16 protein-coding genes and 3 tRNA genes are annotated in these 19,603 nt (G+C 70.5%); 8 read left to right on the forward strand and 11 right to left on the reverse strand.

Translation table 11 applies throughout. The annotated features are described in order from the left end of the window. Position 1: 1 nt before the first annotated feature. From purF to purS, 7 genes are all read right to left on the reverse strand, one after another. Complete coding sequence (gene purF, locus EF387_RS16685; protein WP_128377361.1) at positions 2 to 1,528, reverse strand: amidophosphoribosyltransferase; 1,527 nt, start codon at positions 1,526 to 1,528, stop codon at positions 2 to 4. A 67-nt stretch (positions 1,529 to 1,595) separates the two neighbouring features. Continuing rightward, positions 1,596 to 2,420 (reverse strand): META domain-containing protein, encoded by an 825-nt coding sequence (locus EF387_RS16690; protein ID WP_128377362.1) that lies wholly within the window; start codon positions 2,418 to 2,420, stop codon positions 1,596 to 1,598. 89 nt (positions 2,421 to 2,509) lie between these two features. Next, positions 2,510 to 3,307, reverse strand: a complete 798-nt coding sequence (locus tag EF387_RS16695) for a maleylpyruvate isomerase family mycothiol-dependent enzyme (protein WP_128377363.1) — start codon at positions 3,305 to 3,307, stop codon at positions 2,510 to 2,512. Continuing rightward, a complete protein-coding gene (locus EF387_RS16700) occupies positions 3,273 to 4,151 on the reverse strand; it encodes a M23 family metallopeptidase (protein ID WP_128377364.1) in 879 nt (292 codons plus the stop codon). Before EF387_RS16700 ends, EF387_RS16695 begins: the two co-directional genes overlap by 35 nt. 167 nt (positions 4,152 to 4,318) lie before the next feature. Beyond that, complete coding sequence (gene purL / locus EF387_RS16705; RefSeq protein ID WP_128377365.1) at positions 4,319 to 6,577, reverse strand: phosphoribosylformylglycinamidine synthase subunit PurL; 2,259 nt, start codon at positions 6,575 to 6,577, stop codon at positions 4,319 to 4,321. Continuing rightward, on the reverse strand, positions 6,574 to 7,254 hold the full coding sequence (gene purQ / locus EF387_RS16710) for a phosphoribosylformylglycinamidine synthase subunit PurQ (protein ID WP_128377366.1): 681 nt from the start codon (positions 7,252 to 7,254) through the stop codon (positions 6,574 to 6,576). Before purQ ends, purL begins: the two co-directional genes overlap by 4 nt. Then, a complete protein-coding gene (gene purS, locus EF387_RS16715; protein WP_128377367.1) occupies positions 7,251 to 7,517 on the reverse strand; it encodes a phosphoribosylformylglycinamidine synthase subunit PurS in 267 nt (88 codons plus the stop codon). The genes purQ and purS overlap by 4 nt, the downstream gene beginning before the upstream one ends. Positions 7,518 to 7,896: 379 nt before the next feature. On the opposite strand from purS, the gene EF387_RS16720 reads away from it, so the two are divergent. From EF387_RS16720 to EF387_RS16755, 8 genes are all read left to right on the forward strand, one after another. Beyond that, positions 7,897 to 8,214 carry a histone-like nucleoid-structuring protein Lsr2 gene (locus EF387_RS16720; RefSeq protein WP_128377368.1) on the forward strand — a complete coding sequence of 106 codons (318 nt, stop codon included), beginning with the start codon at positions 7,897 to 7,899 and terminating at the stop codon, positions 8,212 to 8,214. A gap of 243 nt (positions 8,215 to 8,457) precedes the next feature. Continuing rightward, a tRNA-Gly gene (locus EF387_RS16725) sits at positions 8,458 to 8,529 on the forward strand. Positions 8,530 to 8,628: 99 nt separating this feature from the next. Beyond that, a tRNA-Gly gene (locus EF387_RS16730) sits at positions 8,629 to 8,701 on the forward strand. 132 nt (positions 8,702 to 8,833) lie between these two features. Further along, entirely contained in the window at positions 8,834 to 9,826 is a 993-nt protein-coding gene (locus EF387_RS16735; protein WP_128377369.1) for an ABC transporter ATP-binding protein, read from the forward strand. Further along, the gene (locus tag EF387_RS16740; RefSeq protein WP_128377370.1) at positions 9,823 to 10,629 is read left to right on the forward strand and encodes an ABC transporter permease; all 807 of its coding nucleotides are present in this window, start codon (positions 9,823 to 9,825) and stop codon (positions 10,627 to 10,629) included. The genes EF387_RS16735 and EF387_RS16740 overlap by 4 nt, the downstream gene beginning before the upstream one ends. Positions 10,630 to 10,678: 49 nt before the next feature. Further along, on the forward strand, positions 10,679 to 11,983 hold the full coding sequence (locus EF387_RS16745; protein WP_128377371.1) for a sensor histidine kinase: 1,305 nt from the start codon (positions 10,679 to 10,681) through the stop codon (positions 11,981 to 11,983). Next, complete coding sequence (locus tag EF387_RS16750; protein ID WP_128377372.1) at positions 11,980 to 12,600, forward strand: response regulator transcription factor; 621 nt, start codon at positions 11,980 to 11,982, stop codon at positions 12,598 to 12,600. Before EF387_RS16745 ends, EF387_RS16750 begins: the two co-directional genes overlap by 4 nt. 23 nt (positions 12,601 to 12,623) lie before the next feature. Then, positions 12,624 to 12,699 (forward strand) — tRNA-Gly (locus EF387_RS16755). A 201-nt stretch (positions 12,700 to 12,900) separates the two neighbouring features. On the opposite strand, the gene EF387_RS16760 is transcribed toward EF387_RS16755, so the two are convergent. The 4 genes from EF387_RS16760 to purD all read right to left on the reverse strand — a co-directional run bounded on the left by EF387_RS16760 (position 12,901) and on the right by purD (position 19,386). Next, positions 12,901 to 13,800 carry a phosphoribosylaminoimidazolesuccinocarboxamide synthase gene (locus EF387_RS16760; protein ID WP_128377373.1) on the reverse strand — a complete coding sequence of 300 codons (900 nt, stop codon included), beginning with the start codon at positions 13,798 to 13,800 and terminating at the stop codon, positions 12,901 to 12,903. 421 nt (positions 13,801 to 14,221) lie between these two features. Further along, positions 14,222 to 15,781, reverse strand: a complete 1,560-nt coding sequence (locus tag EF387_RS16765) for a N,N-dimethylformamidase beta subunit family domain-containing protein (RefSeq protein WP_128377374.1) — start codon at positions 15,779 to 15,781, stop codon at positions 14,222 to 14,224. Positions 15,782 to 16,142: 361 nt separating this feature from the next. Beyond that, positions 16,143 to 17,837 (reverse strand): M48 family metalloprotease, encoded by a 1,695-nt coding sequence (locus EF387_RS16770; protein WP_128377638.1) that lies wholly within the window; start codon positions 17,835 to 17,837, stop codon positions 16,143 to 16,145. A 298-nt stretch (positions 17,838 to 18,135) separates the two neighbouring features. Then, positions 18,136 to 19,386 (reverse strand): phosphoribosylamine--glycine ligase, encoded by a 1,251-nt coding sequence (gene purD, locus EF387_RS16775; RefSeq protein WP_128377375.1) that lies wholly within the window; start codon positions 19,384 to 19,386, stop codon positions 18,136 to 18,138. Between the last annotated feature and the right edge of the window lie 217 nt (positions 19,387 to 19,603).

The following is a 19,603-nucleotide window of genomic DNA, read 5'->3' on the forward strand; positions in this document are numbered from 1 at the left end:
CTCAGGGACGACGGATCGCGTCGCTCGCGGCCAGGGCGGCGGGACCGGCCGCCAGCTCGGTCTCCAGCAGCTGCTTGCCGAGCAGCTCCGGGTCGGGCAGCTCCATCGGGTACTCGCCGTCGAAGCAGGCGCGGCACAGGTTCGGCTTGGCGATCGTGGTCGCCTCGATCATGCCGTCGATGGAGATGTACGAGAGGGAGTCAGCGCCCAGCGAGGTGCCGATCTCCTCCACGGTCATGCCGTTGGCGATCAGCTCGGCGCGGGTGGCGAAGTCGATGCCGAAGAAGCAGGGCCACTTCACCGGCGGGGAGGAGATCCGGATGTGGACCTCGGCCGCCCCGGCCTCACGCAGCATGCGTACCAGCGCGCGCTGGGTGTTGCCGCGCACGATCGAGTCGTCGACGACGACCAGGCGCTTGCCCTTGATGACTTCCTTGAGCGGGTTCAGCTTCAGGCGGATGCCGAGCTGGCGGATGGTCTGCGAGGGCTGGATGAAGGTCCGGCCGACGTAGGCGTTCTTCACCAGACCGGCGCCGAACGGGATGCCGGAGGCCTCCGCGTAGCCGATCGCGGCGGGGGTGCCGGACTCCGGGGTGGCTATGACCAGGTCCGCCTCGACAGGGGCTTCCTTGGCGAGTTTCCGGCCCATCTCGACCCGCGACAGATAGACGTTCCGACCGGCGATGTCGGTGTCGGGGCGGGCGAGGTAGACGTACTCGAAGACACAGCCCTTGGGCTTCGCGTCCGCGAATCGCGAGGTGCGCAGACCGTTCTCGTCGATGGCGACGAACTCGCCGGGCTCGATCTCGCGGACGAAGCTGGCGCCCGTGATGTCGAGGGCGGCCGTCTCCGAGGCGACGACCCAGCCGCGCTCCAGCCGGCCGAGGACCAGCGGGCGGATGCCCTGCGGGTCACGGGCCGCGTAGAGCGTGTTCTCGTCCATGAAGGCGAGCGAGAAGGCGCCCTTGACCTTCGGGAGGATCTTGGCGGCGGCCTCCTCGATGGTCAGCGGCTTGCCGTCCTCGTCCCTCTGGCCCGCGAGCAGCGCGGTGATGAGGTCGGTGTCGTTGGTCGCGGCGACCTGGGTGGTACGGCCGTCCTGCTTGGGCAGGTCGGCGGCCATCTCGGCGAGCTGCGCCGTGTTGACCAGGTTGCCGTTGTGGCCGAGCGCGATGGAGCCGTGCGCGGTGGCCCGGAACGTCGGCTGGGCGTTCTCCCAGACGGAGGCGCCGGTGGTCGAGTAGCGGGCGTGACCGACCGCGATATGACCCTGGAGCGCTCCGAGGGAGGTTTCGTCGAAGACCTGGGAGACCAGGCCCATGTCCTTGAAGACGAGGATCTGGCGGCCGTTGCTGACCGCGATTCCCGCGGATTCCTGGCCCCGGTGCTGAAGGGCGTAGAGACCGAAGTACGTGAGCTTTGCGACCTCTTCACCCGGAGCCCAGACACCGAAGACGCCACACGCGTCCTGCGGGCCCTTCTCACCGGGGAGCAGATCGTGATTGAGTCGACCGTCACCACGTGGCACGCCACCGAGTGTAGGCGAGATCGCGCACTGGTCCGAATCTGCAGGCGGCGTCCCAGATCGCGGACGGTTACCGGCGGGTGTCCGCGACCGCCGCGATGCCCTTGCCGTCTTCGCTGGTCAGCGTGATGCCGCGGTGATCCTGGCGGTAGTCGACCGTGCCCTTGAACAGGCCCAGCAGGGCGTCTTCGGTTTCCTTGAGTGAGCCTGAGCACATCTTGCGGGTGGTCGCCGGGGCACCGAAGGTTATGTTCCCGTCGCGTACGGTCGCCTTGGCGGTGACGCGGTTGCAGCCGAGGCTTCCCGCGACGGTGCCGGCCTTCTCGTCGAAGGTGAGCCAGGCCTTGTCGCGGGCGTCCGCGGGGAGGGAGCGGGCGGTGTCGCCCTCCGTCAGCGAGGTGACCTTCCAGGTGGTGCCGTAGAACTCGGCGGGCTTCTCCTCACTGAGTTCCACCGTGTCTCCCTCGTCATTGGTGAGGGTGAGCCTGCCGTCGTCGACCGCGGCGTCGAGCCGGCCGCTCGCCAGGGTGCGGGAGAGGCTCTGCTCGAACTCCATCGAGATGTCCGTGCAGCCCATTTCCGTGGACTCGGCGGCGGCGAAGGCGATGCCCCCGTCCTTGAAGGTCGCCTTCGAACCGAAGCCGTTGCAGCCGTAGTTGCCCTTGACCTCGCCGCTCTCGTCGATCTTCAGATAGGCGCTGTCGGGGGCCTGTTGCGCCTTCCCGTCCACAGTGAGCCGGTCGACGTTCCAGTGGACGCCGGTGACCGCCGCGGCGGCCTTCGAGCCGCCAGGTCCCGCTCCGGTTCCGACGGAGTCGCTGCCGGACTCGCTGCCGCAGGCCACGGCGAGCGGGAGCAGGGTCAGGAGGGTGAGGGTGACTCGCTGCTTGTTCATGGCGATGGGACGGGAGGGGTGGGGGTGTCGGTTCCCCTCAGCTCAGCAAGGGCAACAGCCCCGTCAGCTCATCACGGGCAGCAGCCCGGTCAGCTCATCAGGGGCAACAACCCGGAGAGATCCGCGCGTTCGCCGCTCGCGCTCAGCTTCGCGTCGTCCAGGACCGTCTTCCAGTCGAGGCGGCCGGTGGCGAGGCGGATCCAGGTCAGCGGGTCGGTCTCGACGACGTTCGGCGGGGTGCCGCGGGTGTGCCGGGGGCCCTCGACGCACTGCACCACCGCGTACGGCGGGACCCGCACCTCGGTGGAGGCGCCGGGCGCCTTCACGGCGAGCGCGTCGGCCAGCAGCCGGGTGCAGGCGGCGAGCGCCTGCCGCTCGACGGGGATGTCGAGGCCCGGTACGGCCGCGTTCAGGTCGTCGGTGTGGACGACGAGTTCGACGGTGCGGGTGACCAGGTAGTCGGTGAGGGTCATGGAACCGGCGCGCAGGGCCAGCGGCCGGGTGCCGACGGCCGCTGCGAGACGCTCGACGATCCGCTCCTCGGTGCGGGCGAAGAAGGCGTCGAGATCCGGGGTGCGCTCGGCGAGCGCACGGCTGCCGTCGGCGATGGCCGGCGCCAGGGGGGCGGTGATGAACGGGTAGTCCAGCAGGCCGAACGCGGCCGTCGTGGGCTCCTCCCGGTCGAGCGCGACGCTGACGCTCTCCACGGTCATGCCGATGTGCGCCGCGAGATCCCGTACCGTCCACTCCCCCAGCCGCGTGGGCCCGGCGAGTTGCTCGGGGCCGAGGCCGCGCACCCCGTTCCGCACGTGCCCGAACTGCGTGAGTACCGCCGTGCGTATCTTGACGGGGTCATAGGTACGGGTGCGCTTCTTGGCCGGAGGCATGGTCAGAGCCTAGTCGTGCGTGCTCGACTGTGAATGTGTCGCCGTTCGCGGGCAGGCCGACGTCCCGCCAACGGAACGGGAGGCCGTGCGCGGAGTTCAGGTCCGGGCCGTCCATCAGCTGGAAGTGCAGATGCGGTTCGGTGGAGTTGCCGGAGTTGCCGCACCGCGCGATCTGCTGTCCGGCCCGCACCCGGTCGCCCGGTCGGACGGTCACGGAGCCGCGCCGCAGATGCGCGTACATCGCGTGGACCCCGTCCCCCAGCTCGAGGACGACGTGGTTTCCGGTGACCCAGCCGACGCCCAGGGCGGCCCGGGCCGGTCCCTCCAGCAACAGCACGTAGAGAACCATGAGGAGGGAGTTGCGGCTGAGGTGGTCGCGCCGCCAGTCGGAGACGTGTACGACGGTGGCTTCCGCGACGGCGAACAGCGGCTCGTCGTACGCGGGGAAGGCGCTGCTGCGCCGGAGCGGCGGCCACAGCATGGCGAATTCCGGGCGGCGTCCCTCACCGTCTTCGGGTTCGGCGGTGATGTCGATCGCGTACGTCTGCCCGTACGCGTGCGTGCCATGGCTCGGCGTCTTGGTGGCCGGGCTGTTCCGTGCCGTCCAGCGGCCCCTGACCGGTGGTTCCACCTCGACCGGGGGCCGGGCCGCGATCTCGTCCCAGACCGGGGACCTGGCGACGATCCACTGCACGGTCAGTACCAGGACGACCGCGGCCGTCAGCGGCAAGTAGGCCCACTGCCAGCTGATCGGGTAGCCGGGCAGCAGTTCCCCGATGGCCATGGCGAAGAAGGCCAGCAGGAGGACCCGTAAGACGATTTTCGCGGGCTTGCGGATGGACATCGTTCCCCCATGGTTCGTCTCGTGACCCAGATCCCAAGGAGACCACGTAATTGCGCAATGCAAGCAACAGCGAGCCACAGCAGGCATGACGAAGCCCCCGCCCGGACGGGCGGGGGCTTCGTCATGGCCTCTTCGTGGGTTCCACGCGGAGGACGAGGGGCAGACGGTCAGGCCAGCAGCGCCGGGATCGTCCCCTCGTGAGCCTCGCGCAGCTCGGCCAGGGTCAGCTCGAACTCGCCCTGAAGCTCCACCGTGTCACCGTCCACGACACCGATCCGGGTCACGGGCAGACCCCGCGCCCCGCACATGTCGTTGAAGCGGACCTCTTCCGAGCGCGGAACGGCGACGACCGCGCGGCCCGCCGACTCCGAGAACAGGAGGGTGAACGCGTCCAGGCCGTCGGGGACGACCAGGCGGGCGCCCTTGCCGCCGAGCAGCGCCGACTCGACCACGGCCTGGATCAGTCCGCCGTCGGACAGGTCGTGCGCCGAGTCGATCATGCCGTCGCGGGAGGCGGAGATCAGGATCTCGGCCAGGAGGCGCTCGCGCTCCAGGTCCACGACCGGCGGCAGCCCGCCGAGGTGGTCGTGGACCACCTGCGACCAGGCCGAACCACCGAACTCCTCACGGGTGTCGCCGAGGAGGTAGAGCAGCTGCCCCTCCTCCTGGAAGGCGACCGGGGTGCGGCGGGCGACGTCGTCGATGACGCCCAGCACGGCCACGACCGGCGTGGGGTGGATGGCGGCCTCGCCCGTCTGGTTGTAGAGCGAGACGTTGCCGCCGGTCACGGGGGTGCCCAGCTGCCGGCAGGCGTCGGCGAGACCACGGATGGCCTCCGCGAACTGCCACATCACGGCCGGGTCCTCGGGCGAACCGAAGTTCAGGCAGTCGGACACCGCGAGCGGCTTCGCACCGGTGGTGGCGACGTTGCGGTACGCCTCCGCCAGCGCGAGCTGCGCGCCCGTGTACGGGTCGAGCTTGGCGTACCGGCCGTTGCCGTCGGTCGCGATGGCGACACCCAGCCCGGTCTCGTCGTCGATGCGGATCATCCCGGAGTCCTCTGGCTCGGCGAGGACCGTGTTGCCCTGCACGAGGTGGTCGTACTGGGAGGTGATCCAGGACTTGGAGGCCTGGTTGGGCGAGCTCACCAGCTTCAGGACCTGGTCCCTCAGCTCCTCGCTGGTCTCCGGGCGCGGCAGTTTGCCCGCGTCGTCGGCCTGGAGGGCGTCCTGCCACTCGGGGCGGGCGTACGGGCGCTCGTACGTCGGGCCCTCGTGTGCCACCGTCCGCGGGTCGACGTCGACGATCTTGCCGCCGTGCCAGTAGATCTCCAGGCGGTCGCCGTCCGTCACCTCACCGATGACGGTGGCGATGACGTCCCACTTCGCGCAGATCTCCAGGAAGCGGTCGACCTTGTCCGGCTCGACCACGGCACACATGCGTTCCTGCGACTCGCTCATGAGGATTTCCTCGGGCGAGAGCGTGGAGTCGCGCAGCGGCACGTCGTCGAGGGTGACGCGCATACCGCCGGAGCCGTTGGAGGCCAGCTCGGACGTGGCGCAGGACAGACCGGCAGCGCCGAGGTCCTGGATGCCGACGACCAGCTTCTCCTGGAACGCCTCCAGGGTGCACTCGATGAGGAGCTTCTCCTGGAAGGGGTCGCCGACCTGGACCGCCGGGCGCTTCGACGGCTTGGCGTCGTCGAAGGTCTCGGAGGCCAGGATGGAGGCGCCGCCGATGCCGTCGCCGCCGGTGCGGGCCCCGTAGAGGATGACCTTGTTGCCCGCGCCGGAGGCCTTCGCGAGGTGGATGTCCTCGTGCCGCATCACGCCGATGCAGCCGGCGTTGACCAGCGGGTTGCCCTGGTAGCAGGAGTCGAAGACGACCTCGCCGCCGATGTTGGGCAGGCCCAGGCAGTTGCCGTAGCCGCCGATGCCCGCGACCACGCCGGGCAGGACGCGCTTGGTGTCCGGGTGGTCGGCCGCGCCGAACCGCAGCGGGTCCACGACGGCGACTGGGCGCGCGCCCATCGCGATGATGTCGCGCACGATGCCGCCGACGCCGGTGGCCGCGCCCTGATAGGGCTCGACGTACGACGGGTGGTTGTGCGACTCCACCTTGAAGGTGACCGCGTAGCCCTGGCCGACGTCGACGACGCCGGCGTTCTCGCCGATGCCGACGAGGAGGGCGTCGGACTGCGGGGCCTTCTCGCCGAACTGGCGCAGGTGGACCTTGCTGCTCTTGTACGAGCAGTGCTCGGACCACATCACCGAGTACATGGCGAGCTCGGCGCCGGTCGGGCGGCGGCCGAGGATCTCCACGATCCGCTCGTACTCGTCCTTCTTCAGGCCGAGTTCGGCCCAGGGCAGCTCGACGTCGGGGGTCTCGGCCGCGTGCTCGACCGTGTCCAGAGGCGTCCGGCTCATGCTTTGACCAGCTTCTTGAGGATCGAGGTGAAGAACGGCAGGCCGTCGGTGCGGCCCGTCCCGATCAGGGGCTCGACGGCGTGCTCGGGGTGCGGCATCAGACCGACGACGTTGCCGGCCTCGTTCGTGATGCCGGCGATGTCCCGGAGCGAACCGTTGGGGTTGAAGTCCAGGTAGCGGAAGGCGACCCGGCCCTCCGCCTCGAGCATGTCGAGGGTGCGCTCGTCGGCGACGTACCGCCCGTCCATGTTCTTCAGCGGGATGTGGATCTCCTGGCCGCTTTCGTAATCGCTGGTCCAGGACGTCCCGGCGTTCTCCACCCGCAGCTTCTGATCACGGCAGATGAAGTGCAGATGGTCGTTGCCGAGCATCGCACCGGGCAGCAGATGCGCCTCGGTGAGGATCTGGAAGCCGTTGCAGATACCGAGAACCGGCATTCCCGACTTCGCCTCGGAGATCACGGTCTCCATCACGGGGGAGAAGCGCGAGATCGCGCCCGCGCGCAGATAGTCGCCGTAGGAGAATCCGCCGGGCAGCACCACGGCGTCGACCTGCTTGAGGTCCTTGTCCTTGTGCCAGAGCGCCACGGGCTCCGCTCCGGCGAGCCGGATCGCCCGCTGAGCGTCCCGGTCGTCAAGACTTCCGGGAAAAGTGACGACCCCAATACGAGCGGTCACTTTCCTGCCTCCACCATCTCTTCCTCCACCTTCACGGTGAAGTCCTCGATCACGGTGTTGGCGAGGAAGGATTCCGCCAGTTCATGGATGCGGGCGAGCGCGGCGTCGTCCACCGGTCCGTCCACCTCGAGTTCGAAACGCTTTCCCTGACGTACGTCGGAGACGCCCTCGAAACCGAGGCGCGGCAGCGCACGCTGCACCGCCTGGCCCTGAGGGTCGAGGATCTCCGGCTTGAGCATGACGTCGACTACGACGCGTGCCACTGGCACTCCCGGTGTGTGGTGCTGAGCAGGTCACTTCAGACTACCCGGCGGCGATTTCTACGCGCATAGATTCGTAGGAAACTACGTGACCGCCATCACGACCGGCACCGCCGGGGGCATCACGATCCCGCATCGGACCGGCTACCGTCGCGGAAAATTCTGGGAAAGATCCCCGCTCCCCATTGCCTTCGGACACGCGGACAGATTTAGTCGGGCTTCACAATGCAATGCCGGGGACTGTACAAAGGAAATGGCAAAAGCCGATACTTTGCCCCGGAAGCAGCCGGACAATCGACATCTTGGCGCATCACCATCTCCGTGCATCGCCGCACGTCATCGAGTGTGATCGCGAGGATGTCGCACGAAGGGACCGAATATCGTGGCGCAGCGTGTCGTGGTCACTCTCTTTGACGACATCGACGGCTCAGAAGCGGCGGAAACGATCGCCTTCGGACTGGACGGCAAGTCGTACGAGATCGACCTCAATCCAGCCAATGCCAAGAAACTGCGTAAGGCGCTCGCCCCCTACGTGGAGGCCGGCCGCAAGCAGTCGAAGTCCGGGAAGGCGTACAAGCACACCTCGGTGACGCCCGACCCCGCCGCCGTCCGCGCCTGGGCACAGTCCAACAAGATGGACGTCCCCGCACGCGGGCGCATCCCGAAGAAGGTCTACGAGGCCTTCCAGGCCGCGAACTGAGCCGACTCCGGCTCCGGCCGAAGGGCCGTCGGCGGTCCGGTCCGTCGTCGGCCGGGACCCCAGGTCCACCCACGTCCGCACGCATCGGCCGGCCATCCAACATGCCCTCCTGGCAGCCGAGCTGCCGGGAGGGACCGTCAGCTCGCCCTCCCGGCAACCGAGTTGCACACCACCCCTACTGATCAGCTAGAGTCTGAAGCACGCCGCAGGGCAAAGCCGAAAGGCCCAGCTCAGCGGGATCACGCGGGTGTAGTTCAGTAGTAGAACATCCCCCTTCCAGGGGGAAGGCGCAGTGTGCAATTCCTGTCACCCGCTCTGCATCTCCTACCGATCCGACCAAGTCCCTACGGACTGGTCGATTCGATCAGGTAGGGTGGTGCACGCGCCGACCGGTGAGAGCCTGTCGGATGCAATGCGGACGTAGCTCAGTTGGTAGAGCGCAACCTTGCCAAGGTTGAGGTCGCGAGTTCGAGCCTCGTCGTCCGCTCCGGATAAAGGGTCCCGGTTGTTACCGGGACCCTTTTCGTGTTCCCACGGACGCTCCGCGTCTGACATTTGTCATACGGGTTGATGACACAGCGCACTGCTGTGCGGGCCGCCCGGCGGGGACGCTTGGTCCATGACAACGAACAGGCACGACGACGTGATCGAGGTCACTGACCTGCGCCGCGTGTACGGGGGCGGTTTCGAGGCGGTGCGCGGCGTGACCTTCTCCGTGGGCCGCGGTGAGCTCTTCGCGCTGCTGGGCACCAACGGCGCGGGCAAGACGTCCACCGTCGAACTTCTCGAGGGCCTCGCACCCCCGGCCGACGGGCAGGTACGCGTACTGGGCCACGACCCCTACCGCGAGCGGGCGGCCGTCCGGCCGCGGATCGGCGTGATGCTGCAGGAGGGCGGCTTCCCCTCCGAACTGACCGTCGCCGAGACGGTACGCATGTGGGCGGGCTGCACCAGCGGGGCCCGGCCGCAGAACGAGGCCCTGGAGATGGTCGGACTCGCGCGGCGGTCCGGCGTCCGGGTCAAGCAGCTCTCCGGGGGTGAGAAGCGGCGCCTCGACCTGGCGCTCGCCCTCCTCGGCCGCCCCGAGGTGCTCTTCCTCGACGAGCCGACCACCGGCCTGGACGCCGAAGGCCGCCAGGACACCTGGCAGTTGGTGCGCGCGCTGCGGGACGAGGGCACGACGGTGCTGCTCACCACCCACTACCTGGAAGAGGCCGAGGACCTGGCCGACCGGCTGGCGATCCTGCACGAGGGCAGGATCGCGGTTTCCGGCACCCCGGCGGAGGTGACCGCGACCCAGCCGTCCCGGATCTCCTTCGAACTGCCCGAGGGCTACTTCCTCGGCGACCTGCCCCCGCTCGCCGAACTGGGCGTGACCGGCCACGAGACGGCGGGCCGCACGGTCCGGCTGCGCACCCATGCGCTCCAGCGGGCCGCCACGGGGTTGTTGGTGTGGGCAGAGCGGGCCGGCGTCGAACTGCGCGGTCTGGACGTGCGGTCGGCGTCGCTGGAGGAGGCGTTCCTGGGCATAGCGCGCGAGGCGGGAGCGCAGCGGGGCGACGGGGACGCCGGCGGGGTGGCCGGGGCGAAGGACAAGGAGACGGTGGCATGAGCGCGGTGGAGACGCGAGCGGTCGGTGCGCGGACGGTGACGACCACCAGAGCGGGCCGGTTGGCCGCCCTGGCGCGGGCGGAACTGACCCTGCTGATGCGCAGCAAGGGCACGCTCGTCCTGGCGCTGGTGGTGCCATTGGTGCTGCCGTTCAGCGCCCGCCAGGTCACCGAGGGCATGGAGCTGGAGGAGGCCGGCCTTTCGCTGGGGGCGGTCCTGCTGACCGCGGCCATCGGCTTCTCGCTGCTGTTCGCCGTCTACTCCCCCCTGACCAGCATCTACGTGGCCCGCCGCGAGGAGTTGGTGCTCAAGCGGCTGCGCACCGGTGAGCTGAACGACACCGAGATCCTTGTCGGCGCCGCCCTACCGGTGGTCAGCATCGCCGTCGCCCAGTCCGTGCTGGTGGCGATCGGCTGCGCGGTGCTCCTCGACACGGGCGCGCCGCAGGCCACCCACTACACCGTGCTGGGACTGGTGTTGGGCCTGGTGCTGTCCGCGGCGCTCGGGGCGCTCACGGCGAGCTTCAGCAGAACCACCGAGAGCGCCCAAGTGACGTCAGTGCCGATGGTGTTCCTGTCATGGCTGGGCTCCGGCATCATGATCCCGCTGGAGGTCCTGCCGGACCGGGTCGCCTCCATCTGCGAGTTGCTTCCGCTGTCCCCCGCGATCACCCTGATTCGTGGTGGCTGGACCGGCGACCTCTCCGCCTATGACGCCCTAGGCGCCACGGCCACGGGGGTGGCCTGGACGGTGCTCGCGGTGTACGCCGTGGGACGGTGGTTCCGCTGGGAGCCGCGGCGCTGAGCGGGGACCGATACGGGGACTCGACACGGGGACTGAGGGGGGCGGCACTGTGCGTGGGCCGGGGGCTTGGTGGCGGGAGCAGAGCACGCCGCAGAAGGTGGAGACGTACACGAGGTGGTCGTTCCACTCGTTCGTGCTGATCGAGATCGCCTCCTTCGGACTGGCGGCTTTCGCCAATCTCTGGACGCCGTGGAACTGGATCCTGTTCCTGATGGTGTGCGTGCATGCGGCTTTGTGCGGCGTGTCGTGGGCCCGGAGCCTGGACTGGATCAGCGGCCGACGGCCCCAGCCCCGGCGGATGCTCTGGGCCGTCGGAGTGGCGACCGCCGTGATCGGCCTGGGGGCCCTCGTCCTCGCGACGCGCAAAGCCCCCAGCGACGAGGACGCGATCGGCGCCACGATGGTGTTCATGGGGACCCTGGGCTTCGGCACTTGTGCTCTTGCACTCGGGATGCGCAATACCCGGCGCCTGGTCTCCATGATCCTCGGCTTCGCCCTGGGGGCGGCGTGCGTGGCCTTCCCGCTGGGCGTGCCGGAGGCCGCCTTCATCTTCGCGGTATCGACCGTGGGCGGCGGGTTCTTCTACTTCACCGGCATGGTCTCCGTCTGGCTGCTCAAGGCCGTCTACGAACTGAACGATGCACGCGAGACCCGGGCCCGGCTCGCCGTCGCCGAGGAACGGCTCCGTTTCGGCCGTGACCTGCACGACGTGATCGGCCGGAACCTGGCCGTGATCGCGCTGAAGAGCGAGCTCGCCGTGCAACTGGCGCGGCGGGAACGGCCCGAGGCCGTGCAGCAGATGATCGAGGTGCAGCGCATCGCACAGGAGTCGCAGCGCGAGGTGCGAGAGGTGGTACGCGGTTACCGCGAGGCCGATCTCGCGGTCGAACTCTCCGGTGCGCAGGGCGTGTTGACGGCCGCCGGGATCGAATGCGAGATCAGCGGCCCGACGACGGGCCTGCCGGCCCAAGTGCAGTCGGCGCTCGGCTGGGTGGTGCGCGAAGCGACGACGAACGTGCTGCACCACGGGGACGCCGCCCGCTGCGCGGTCAGCCTGCGGGTGGCAGAGGGGCTTGTGGTGCTCATGGTGGAGAACGACGGCCTAGAGGACGGAGCGAACAGAGCGGGCAGAACAGATGGAACGGATGAAACGGATAGATCAGCCGGCAAGGAGCACAAGGGGTCCGGGCTCCCGGGGCTGCGGGAGCGGCTGTCCGCCGTGGGCGGCACCCTGACCGCCGGGCGCACGTCCGGCGGTCTGTTCCGCGTCACCGCGTCCGTCCCCTTACCGGAGACCACACCGCTGCCCGGCCCGAGCGCCACCGCCCGTTCCGTGAATGAGGTCCTGTCATGACCGCCGTCAGACCGATCCGGCTGTTGCTCGCCGACGACGAGCACCTGATTCGGGGGGCGCTCGCCGCGCTCCTCGGGCTGGAGGACGACCTGACCGTCGTCGCCGAGGCGGCCAGCGGACCGGAGGCCCTGGCGATGGCGCGGGCACACGCGCCGGACGTTGCCGTACTGGACTTGCAGATGCCGGGGGCGGACGGTGTGAAGGTCGCCACATCGCTGCGGGCCGAGCTGCCCGCGTGCCAGGTACTGATCGTGACCAGCCACGGGCGGCCGGGGCATCTGAAACGCGCGCTCGCCGCGGGGGTTCGGGGATTCGTGCCGAAGACCGTCAGCGCGCAGCGGCTCGCGGAGATCATTCGTACCGTCCACGCGGGGAACCGTTACGTGGACCCGGAGTTGGCGGCCGACGCGATCTCCGCCGGGGACTCCCCGCTGACCGAGCGGGAGGCCACGGTGCTGGAGCTCGCCGCCGACGGGGCCCCGGTCGCGGAGATCGCGGAGCGGGCCGCGCTGGCGGAGGGGACCGTCCGGAACTACCTGTCGTCGGCCGTGTCCAAGCTGGGGGCGGAGAACCGGCACTCCGCGGTACGTCTCGCCCGGGAGCGAGGTTGGGTATAGTAGCTCTCGCGCAACGGCGCAGTGCGGACGTAGCTCAGTTGGTAGAGCGCAACCTTGCCAAGGTTGAGGTCGCGAGTTCGAGCCTCGTCGTCCGCTCCAGAACGAAGACCCCGGTCCAGGTGACCGGGGTCTTCGTCGTCGTCCCGGGGTATCGACGTCGCCTGGGTTCCGGCGCGTCCGGGTTTCGGCGTCCGGTTCTTCGGCGCCTGGGATTGTCGACCTCACCGGAGTTTCCGGCCTCGCCCCGTGCGTACCGGACCCCGTGCGCAGGCGGGTCCGGTACGAGGGGAGCCGCGGCCGCTACGACCAGCTCGCGCCCGTCAGCCGCTCGTACGCCTCCACGTACTTCGCCCGGGTCGCGTCCACGATCTGCTGGGGCAGCGCGGGCGGGGGCTGCTCGCCGTGGCGGTCCCAGCCGGACTCCGCGGAGGTGAGCCAGTCCCGTACGAACTGCTTGTCGAACGACGGCTGGGCACGGCCCGGCTGCCAGGAGTCGGCGGGCCAGAAGCGGGAGGAGTCCGGGGTGAGCACCTCGTCGGCCAGAACGAGTGACTCCCCTTCCAGACCGAACTCGAACTTGGTGTCCGCGAGGATGATTCCGCGGTCCCGGGCGATGACGCGGGCGCGGTTGTAGACGGCCAGGGTCGCCTGGCGCAGCTGTGCGGCGACGTCGGCGCCGACCTGGCGGGCGACCTCCTCGTAGGAGACGTTCTCGTCGTGGTCGCCGACGGCGGCCTTGGTGGCCGGAGTGAAGATCGGGGCGGGGAGTTCGGCCCCGTCGGTGAGCCCCTCCGGCAGCGCGAGGCCGCACACCGTACGGGACTCGTTGTACTCGACGAGGCCCGAACCGGTCAGATAGCCGCGGGCGACGCACTCGACGGGGACCATCCGCAGGGACTTGCAGACGAGGGTGCGGCCCTGCCAGGAGGCGGGGGCGCCGGCGGGGAGTTCCGTGCTCAGGACGTGGTTCGGAATCAGATCACGGAGCTGGTCGAACCACCAGAGCGAGAGCTGGGTGAGGACCTTGCCCTTGTCGGGGATCTCGGTCGGCAGCACCCAGTCGTACGCGGAGATGCGGTCACTGGCGACCATCACGAGGTCGCCCGCCTCGTTCTGGTACAGCTCCCGCACCTTGCCGGTGTGCAGGTGCACCAGGCCCGGAACCTGCAGGGGCTCGGGCTTTACGACGAATCCGGACACGGTTCCTCCCCGCGGTTCTGGCCAAGTGCCTCGATTCTCCCGTATACGGGGAACGGCCGGGTGCTGGGGCCGTGGCGCGGGGGCTCAGCCACCGCGAGGGCCCCTGCGGAGCACGCGAACGCCGCCGGATCACCGTCCCGACCGGCTCACCGTCTCGCAGGGCGCCGGCCAGCGCCGGCCCACCGAGCGCCGCCGCGACAGCCTTCGCGACGACGCGCGGAGCGCCGCCGGATCACCTTGACCGAGCCCCGCCACGCGCCGCGCATACAGCCTTAACGACCGCCTGCCGCAGCCCCGCCCCGCCCGCCTGCCTGCCGGAGCATCGGCGTGACAGGCATCGCGTGAGCCTCGGCGACCGTCGGCGCGACAAACATCGCGTCAGCCTCCGCGTCCGCCTCCGCGACCGTCCGCACGGATGCGTTCAGTCGCGCTTGCAGATGCGGTCCAGGAGGTTGGCGGTGGCGCGCTGGATGCGGGGGTCGGTGTGGCCGGGGCGGTCGAGTGCCGGGGTCCAGGCGAAGGTGCCGGAGGCGAACACCAGGGCGCCGGAGGGGGATCGGTAGAGCGAGGTCTCCTGGTGACGGACCACGCCCTCGGCGTCCTGGTAGGGGGAGTGGGCCAGCAGGATCCGGCCCTGATGCTCGGGCAGCGGGACACGCGGGAAGTAGCGGTCGGCCTCGCCGGCGACCAGGCCCTCGATCTCGTCGCCCTCGCCCGCTCCAGTGGCCTCCCACAGCCAGTGGTCGGCGTTGCGCACGACCAGCGGGTGCGGTTCGGGGACGCGGCCCCCGTACTGGATGCCGAGCAGTTGCTGTTCGGGGCGGTCCATTTCGCGCCAAAGGGCCGGTTTTCCGGGTCCCCTGCGTTTTCGGCAGGTCAGCAGGCGGTCGGGCACGCCGGACGGCGACGGACCCAGCTCGACCTGCCAGTACATGGTGTTGGCGGAGAGGAAGACGAGGGAGGTGCCGTTCTCGCGGGCGAGCTCGGTGTTGCGGCGCATCGACGCCGACCAGTACTCGTCGTGGCCGGGAAAGACCAGGCCCCGGTAGCGGGTGGGTTCGACACGGCCGGCGTGCAGGTCGCGGGAGTCGGCGTAGGCGATGTCGTAGCCGTAGCGCTCGGCCCAGCGGATGAAGTCGTAGGCGTGGCCCACGTGCATGGGCAGGCCCAGGCCCGCGTACGGGCGGTCGAAGGAGACGGTGGTGGCGGCGTCGTTCTCGCCTAGGAGCCGCCCCTGGTCGTCCCAGGCGTGGTAGAGGCTCGCGCCCGTGCGTCCGTCCTCCGGGTACAGGTTGTACGCCTGCCAGGTGATGTCCGGCAGCAGGAGGAGCAGGTCCGCGGGGCGGTTGTCGCGGACGGTGAAGGGGATGTGCGAGCGGTAGCCGTCGGCGGTGGTGAGGACTGCGACGTAGGCGCCGATGTTCCAGTGGTCGGGGATCTGCAGGCGCCAGGACTGCCACCAGTGGTGGCAGGAGATGGTGCGGTCGGCGGTGAGCGGGGAGGGCTGGACGATGCCGGACAGCCGGGGGCTGGTGACGATCTTGCTGGCGCCGTCTCCGCCGTAGTGGCCGATGCGGTAGATGTCGACCCCGAACTGCTGGGGCGGGTCGACCGTGATGTGGAAGTCGATGGCCTCGCCCGGGGCCACGGCTCCGGTCGAGGCGAAGCCCTTGATCTGGCGGCGCACATCGTCGGCGGCCCGGGGGCCGCCGCCGGTCCGGGGGTGGGGGATCCTGCCCCGGTCGTGCCGGGTCCGAGGGCGGGTCCTGGTGCGGGAGGCGGCGTGGCCGCCGGTGTGGTCGGCCGCCTCGGCAGGGATGGGGTCCACGTACCAGGGGACGATGTTGCCCGTGTCGCCGAAGTAGTGTTCCGTGCCGCGGATCCAGGGGACGGGGCCCTGCCCGAAGGGGTCCGACACGGCGTGGGCGAGTGCGCCCGATTCCCAGCGGCGGGTGTGCTCCGGACCCGGCTCCGACCCCATGCGTGCTCCCCTCCCTCGTGGCCCCCGTTCGGGTGTGCGCTGTCGCCCGGATGGGCGTGTGGCACTGGCCCGTGGCTCTTGCCTCGTTCAGCGATCGGTCCCAGCACATCACATTACGCACGCACTCCGTCACCGTTCGTCGTTATTTGATGACGGGAACGTGTGCTGTTCCGGTCGTTTTGGCAGCGTTTGGTGTTTTCGGATTGGCGGGTTTTCCACCGCCCGGCCGGGAGCCTTCAGTCGGAGCGGAGTGGCTGCTCCTGCGCGGTGTCCGCCCCCGGTCCGCCTCCGTTTCGCCCCCGGTCCGCCTCCGGTCCGCCCCCGCGGACCCTCCCCGCGCTGGGGCGCACTCCAGGGCACCTCAGACCAGGCGGACCGGCTTCTCCGCACGGACGCCCAGGTTGCGGAGCCAGTCGCGGAGCGGAGTGGGGTTGCCGTCCTCTATGAGGCTGAGGACTCGCGGGGCCAGGTCCGGGACCCGTTGCCCGGCCTGGAGCAGGGACGGGCCGTCCAGCCAGTCCAGGCCCGGGGTGGCTCCGGCCGTGTCCATCGCCGCGCAGCACACCATGGCGGTGACGTGGTCGGCCAGGAGTTCGCGGCCCGTGCGGGGGGGCTGGAGCGGGAAGAGCGGGAGCATGCCCTCGTCCCACAGCGCCCGGTCGGCTCCGTGGTCCGCGGGTGCGGGGGAGCGGTCCGGCGCGGCGAGTTCCTCGCGGGCCAGCTCTGCCGTGAGTCCGGCGGCCAGTGATTCGGATGGGGGGCCGGGGCGGGCCGAACCGGGGTGGGGTTTCGTGGCGGCCAGGTGGTCCATGACCCGGGCCAGCGTGGGGCCTCCGGGGTCCGTGGAACGGCGCACCCCGAGGCTGTCCAGTACGCGGTGCAGCCGGGCGGCGTCCGTGCGCCATTTACGGTCGACCACTTCGTCGGGGTATTCCTGCCAGTTCACCGGCGCCCAGTCGGGGCCGGGCTCGGGAGGGCCGCCGTGGAAGAGACGGGCGGCCAGCAGGGACGCCGCCTCGTCCACCAGACCGGGCTCCTCCAGCAGATCGCAGGCGGGGCGTTCACCGAGGCGGGAGGCGAAGCCTTCGGCCAGGCGGTCGCGACGGGACAGTTCGGTGAGGGCCGCGACCACTCCCGCGTCCAGCCGGGAGGGCCAGCGGCCGATCCGCCAGGCCGGCAGCGCCACCCGGGTCAGCAGACGGTCCCAGCCCGCGTAGGCGAGCCCCACCTGCTCCTGCGCGACGATCCGCAGACCGTAGTCCACAGCCTGTGCACGCTCCGCCGCCGCGGCCGCGACGCCGCGCTCCATCTCGGCCGCGTGGCTCCGGCAGCCGCGCAGCAGCAGCCGCGCCACCCAGCCGACCCCGCCCAGCGCCCAGCGGGCCACGGCCCACCGGGCCGGCCCCGAGCCGACCGCGACAGCGGCGTCCAGTCCCCGTACGAAGCGACGGGCCGCCGCTATGTCGGGCTGTGCCGACGGTCCCGTACCGGCCACGACCGGGGCCAGGACCGCCCGCAGCTCCCCCACGCGCATCCACCACAGGAACGGCGAGCCGATGACCAGCACGGGCGCGGCCGGGGCGCGGCGCTGGCGCCCGGAGAAACCCCGTACGCTCCCGATCTCGTCCCCGTCCGGAGGCGGTGGAGGGGCGTGCGCGGGGTGGGTGCGGTCCTCGAGCCAGCTGTCGCAGTCGGGCGTGAGCGCTATGGCCGAGGGCGCGGGGACGTCCAGACGGTCGGCCAGGTCGCGGACCATGCGGTACAGGTCGGGGGCGGCCTCCTCGGTGATCGGGACCGTGGGGCTCACGGCGGGGCGGGCACGGGCGACGACCAGCGCTATGGCGGCGGCCGCGAGCAGGACCACACCCGCCAGCACCGTCACGGCCACGCGCAGCGTGTCCCAGCCGACGCCGCGGAGATGTCCGGTGACCTCACCGGCCACGAGGATGACGGCGACGGCCGCGGGCAGCAGGGCGACGGCCAGCGCCCTGCTGCGGATACGCAGCACGGCGAGAGCCCGGGAGCGCGCGGCCTGCGCGCCCACCTCCGCACCCATACCGGACACGACCTGCGTCACCCCCTACTGTCCGCCCGGCGCGTGCTGACCCAGCCACCGCCGACGGGCACCCATGGCATTGCTCACTCCCCCAGAGTCGCACCCGCCACGGACATCGCAATGCCGGTGGGCCAAGTGCCGGAACGCTTGCGCCGCACCCTAGTTGGGGCCTCGTCCGCCGTCAGCCGGATGGGGCATTGCTCACTCGATGGAATGGCTCGGGGCAGAGGTGGCTGACATGGCGGCCTTCGCATTACCGCGGGTTACCCGCAGGCCGTCGATGCCCCGCCGGGGGACACTACGCCTCGGTCGCCGCCGCCTTCGCCGCGATGTCCGTGCGGTGCTGGGAGCCGTCGAGGCGGATCCGGGACACCGCCGCATATGCGCGCTCGCGCGCCACGGCCAGTCCCGCTCCGGTCGCCGTGACCGACAACACACGCCCGCCGGCGCTCACGATCGCGTCGCCGTCCCGCTTGGTACCGGCGTGCAGGACGTATGCGTGCGGGGTCTTCCCGGCCTCGTCCAGGCCCTCGATGGGATCACCGGTGCGCGGTGTGCCCGGGTAGTTGTGGGAGGCGACGACCACGGTCACGGCCGCGTCGTCGCTCCAGCGCAGCGGTTCGATGTCGGCGAGGGTGCCCTGTGCGGCGGCCAGCAGGACGCCCCCGAGCGGGGTCTTCAGCCGGGCCAGGACCACCTGGGTCTCGGGGTCCCCGAAGCGGGCGTTGAACTCGATCACGCGTACGCCCCGGCTGGTGATCGCCAGGCCCGCGTAGAGGAGTCCGGCGAACGGGGCGCCCCGGCGGCGCATCTCGTCGACGGTCGGCTGCAACACGGTCTCGACGACCTCGTCGACCAGCTTCGGGTCGGCCCACGGCAGCGGCGAGTACGCGCCCATACCTCCGGTGTTGGGTCCCTCGTCACCGTCGAGCGCCCGCTTGAAGTCCTGGGCGGGCTGGAGCGGGACGACCGTCTCGCCGTCGGTGATCGCGAAGAGCGAGACCTCGGGGCCGTCGAGGAACTCCTCGATGACGACGCGCTCGCAGGAGTCGGCGTGCGCCTTGGCGGCCTCGATGTCACCGGTCACGACGACGCCCTTGCCGGCGGCCAGTCCGTCGTCCTTGACGACGTACGGGGCGCCGAAGGCGTCGAGCGCCTCCTCCACCTCTTCGGGCGTCGTGCAGACGTACGAGCGCGCGGTCGGGACGCCCGCGGCCGCCATCACCTCCTTGGCGAAGGCCTTGGAGCCCTCGAGCTGCGCGGCCTCCTCGGAGGGGCCGAAGCAGGGCACACCGGCGGCGCGCACGGCGTCGGCGACGCCCGCCACGAGGGGCGCCTCCGGGCCGACGACGACCAGTTCGGCGCCCAGCTCGGTGGCGAGGGTGGCCACCGCCCGGCCGTCGAGCGCGTCGACGGTACGCAGCTCGGCCACGTCGGCGATGCCTGCGTTGCCCGGGGCGCAGTACAGCGCCGTGACGGCGGGGTCGAGGGACAGGGAGCGGCAGAGGGCGTGCTCACGGGCACCGGAGCCGATGACGAGGACCTTCACGGGGTCAGCCTAGCCGGAGCCGGGTGAGGGCGATTTGGTGGCCTCTGCAGCGCTCGGTCTTGGACTGGGTTACGGCGCCGGTGTTGCCAGGTCTGGGTTACGGCTCTGGTGCTTCCGACTCTCGGTTACGGCGCGCCCGTGTTGCCGGGTCGGGGTTACGGCTGTGCTTCCGACTCTCGGTTACGGCGCCGGTGTTCCCGCCTGTCGGTTACGGGTC

Origin of the sequence: Streptomyces cavernae, assembly GCF_004023625.1 — a bacterium.
In the GTDB taxonomy this organism is placed as follows: domain Bacteria; phylum Actinomycetota; class Actinomycetes; order Streptomycetales; family Streptomycetaceae; genus Streptomyces; species Streptomyces cavernae.

Bases quoted from the DNA above. Each gene is read 5' to 3' on its own strand.
- EF387_RS16690 (WP_128377362.1), bottom strand. From the start codon at position 2,420: ATGAACAAGCAGCGAGTCACCCTCACCCTCCTGACCCTGCTCCCGCTC.
- EF387_RS16695 (WP_128377363.1), bottom strand. From the start codon at position 3,307: ATGCCTCCGGCCAAGAAGCGCACCCGTACCTATGACCCCGTCAAGATA.
- EF387_RS16700 (WP_128377364.1), bottom strand. From the start codon at position 4,151: ATGTCCATCCGCAAGCCCGCGAAAATCGTCTTACGGGTCCTCCTGCTG.
- purL (WP_128377365.1), bottom strand. From the start codon at position 6,577: ATGAGCCGGACGCCTCTGGACACGGTCGAGCACGCGGCCGAGACCCCC.
- EF387_RS16735 (WP_128377369.1), top strand. From the start codon at position 8,834: ATGACAACGAACAGGCACGACGACGTGATCGAGGTCACTGACCTGCGC.
- EF387_RS16740 (WP_128377370.1), top strand. From the start codon at position 9,823: ATGAGCGCGGTGGAGACGCGAGCGGTCGGTGCGCGGACGGTGACGACC.
- EF387_RS16750 (WP_128377372.1), top strand. From the start codon at position 11,980: ATGACCGCCGTCAGACCGATCCGGCTGTTGCTCGCCGACGACGAGCAC.
- EF387_RS16765 (WP_128377374.1), bottom strand. From the start codon at position 15,781: ATGGGGTCGGAGCCGGGTCCGGAGCACACCCGCCGCTGGGAATCGGGC.
- EF387_RS16770 (WP_128377638.1), bottom strand. From the start codon at position 17,837: ATGGGTGCGGAGGTGGGCGCGCAGGCCGCGCGCTCCCGGGCTCTCGCC.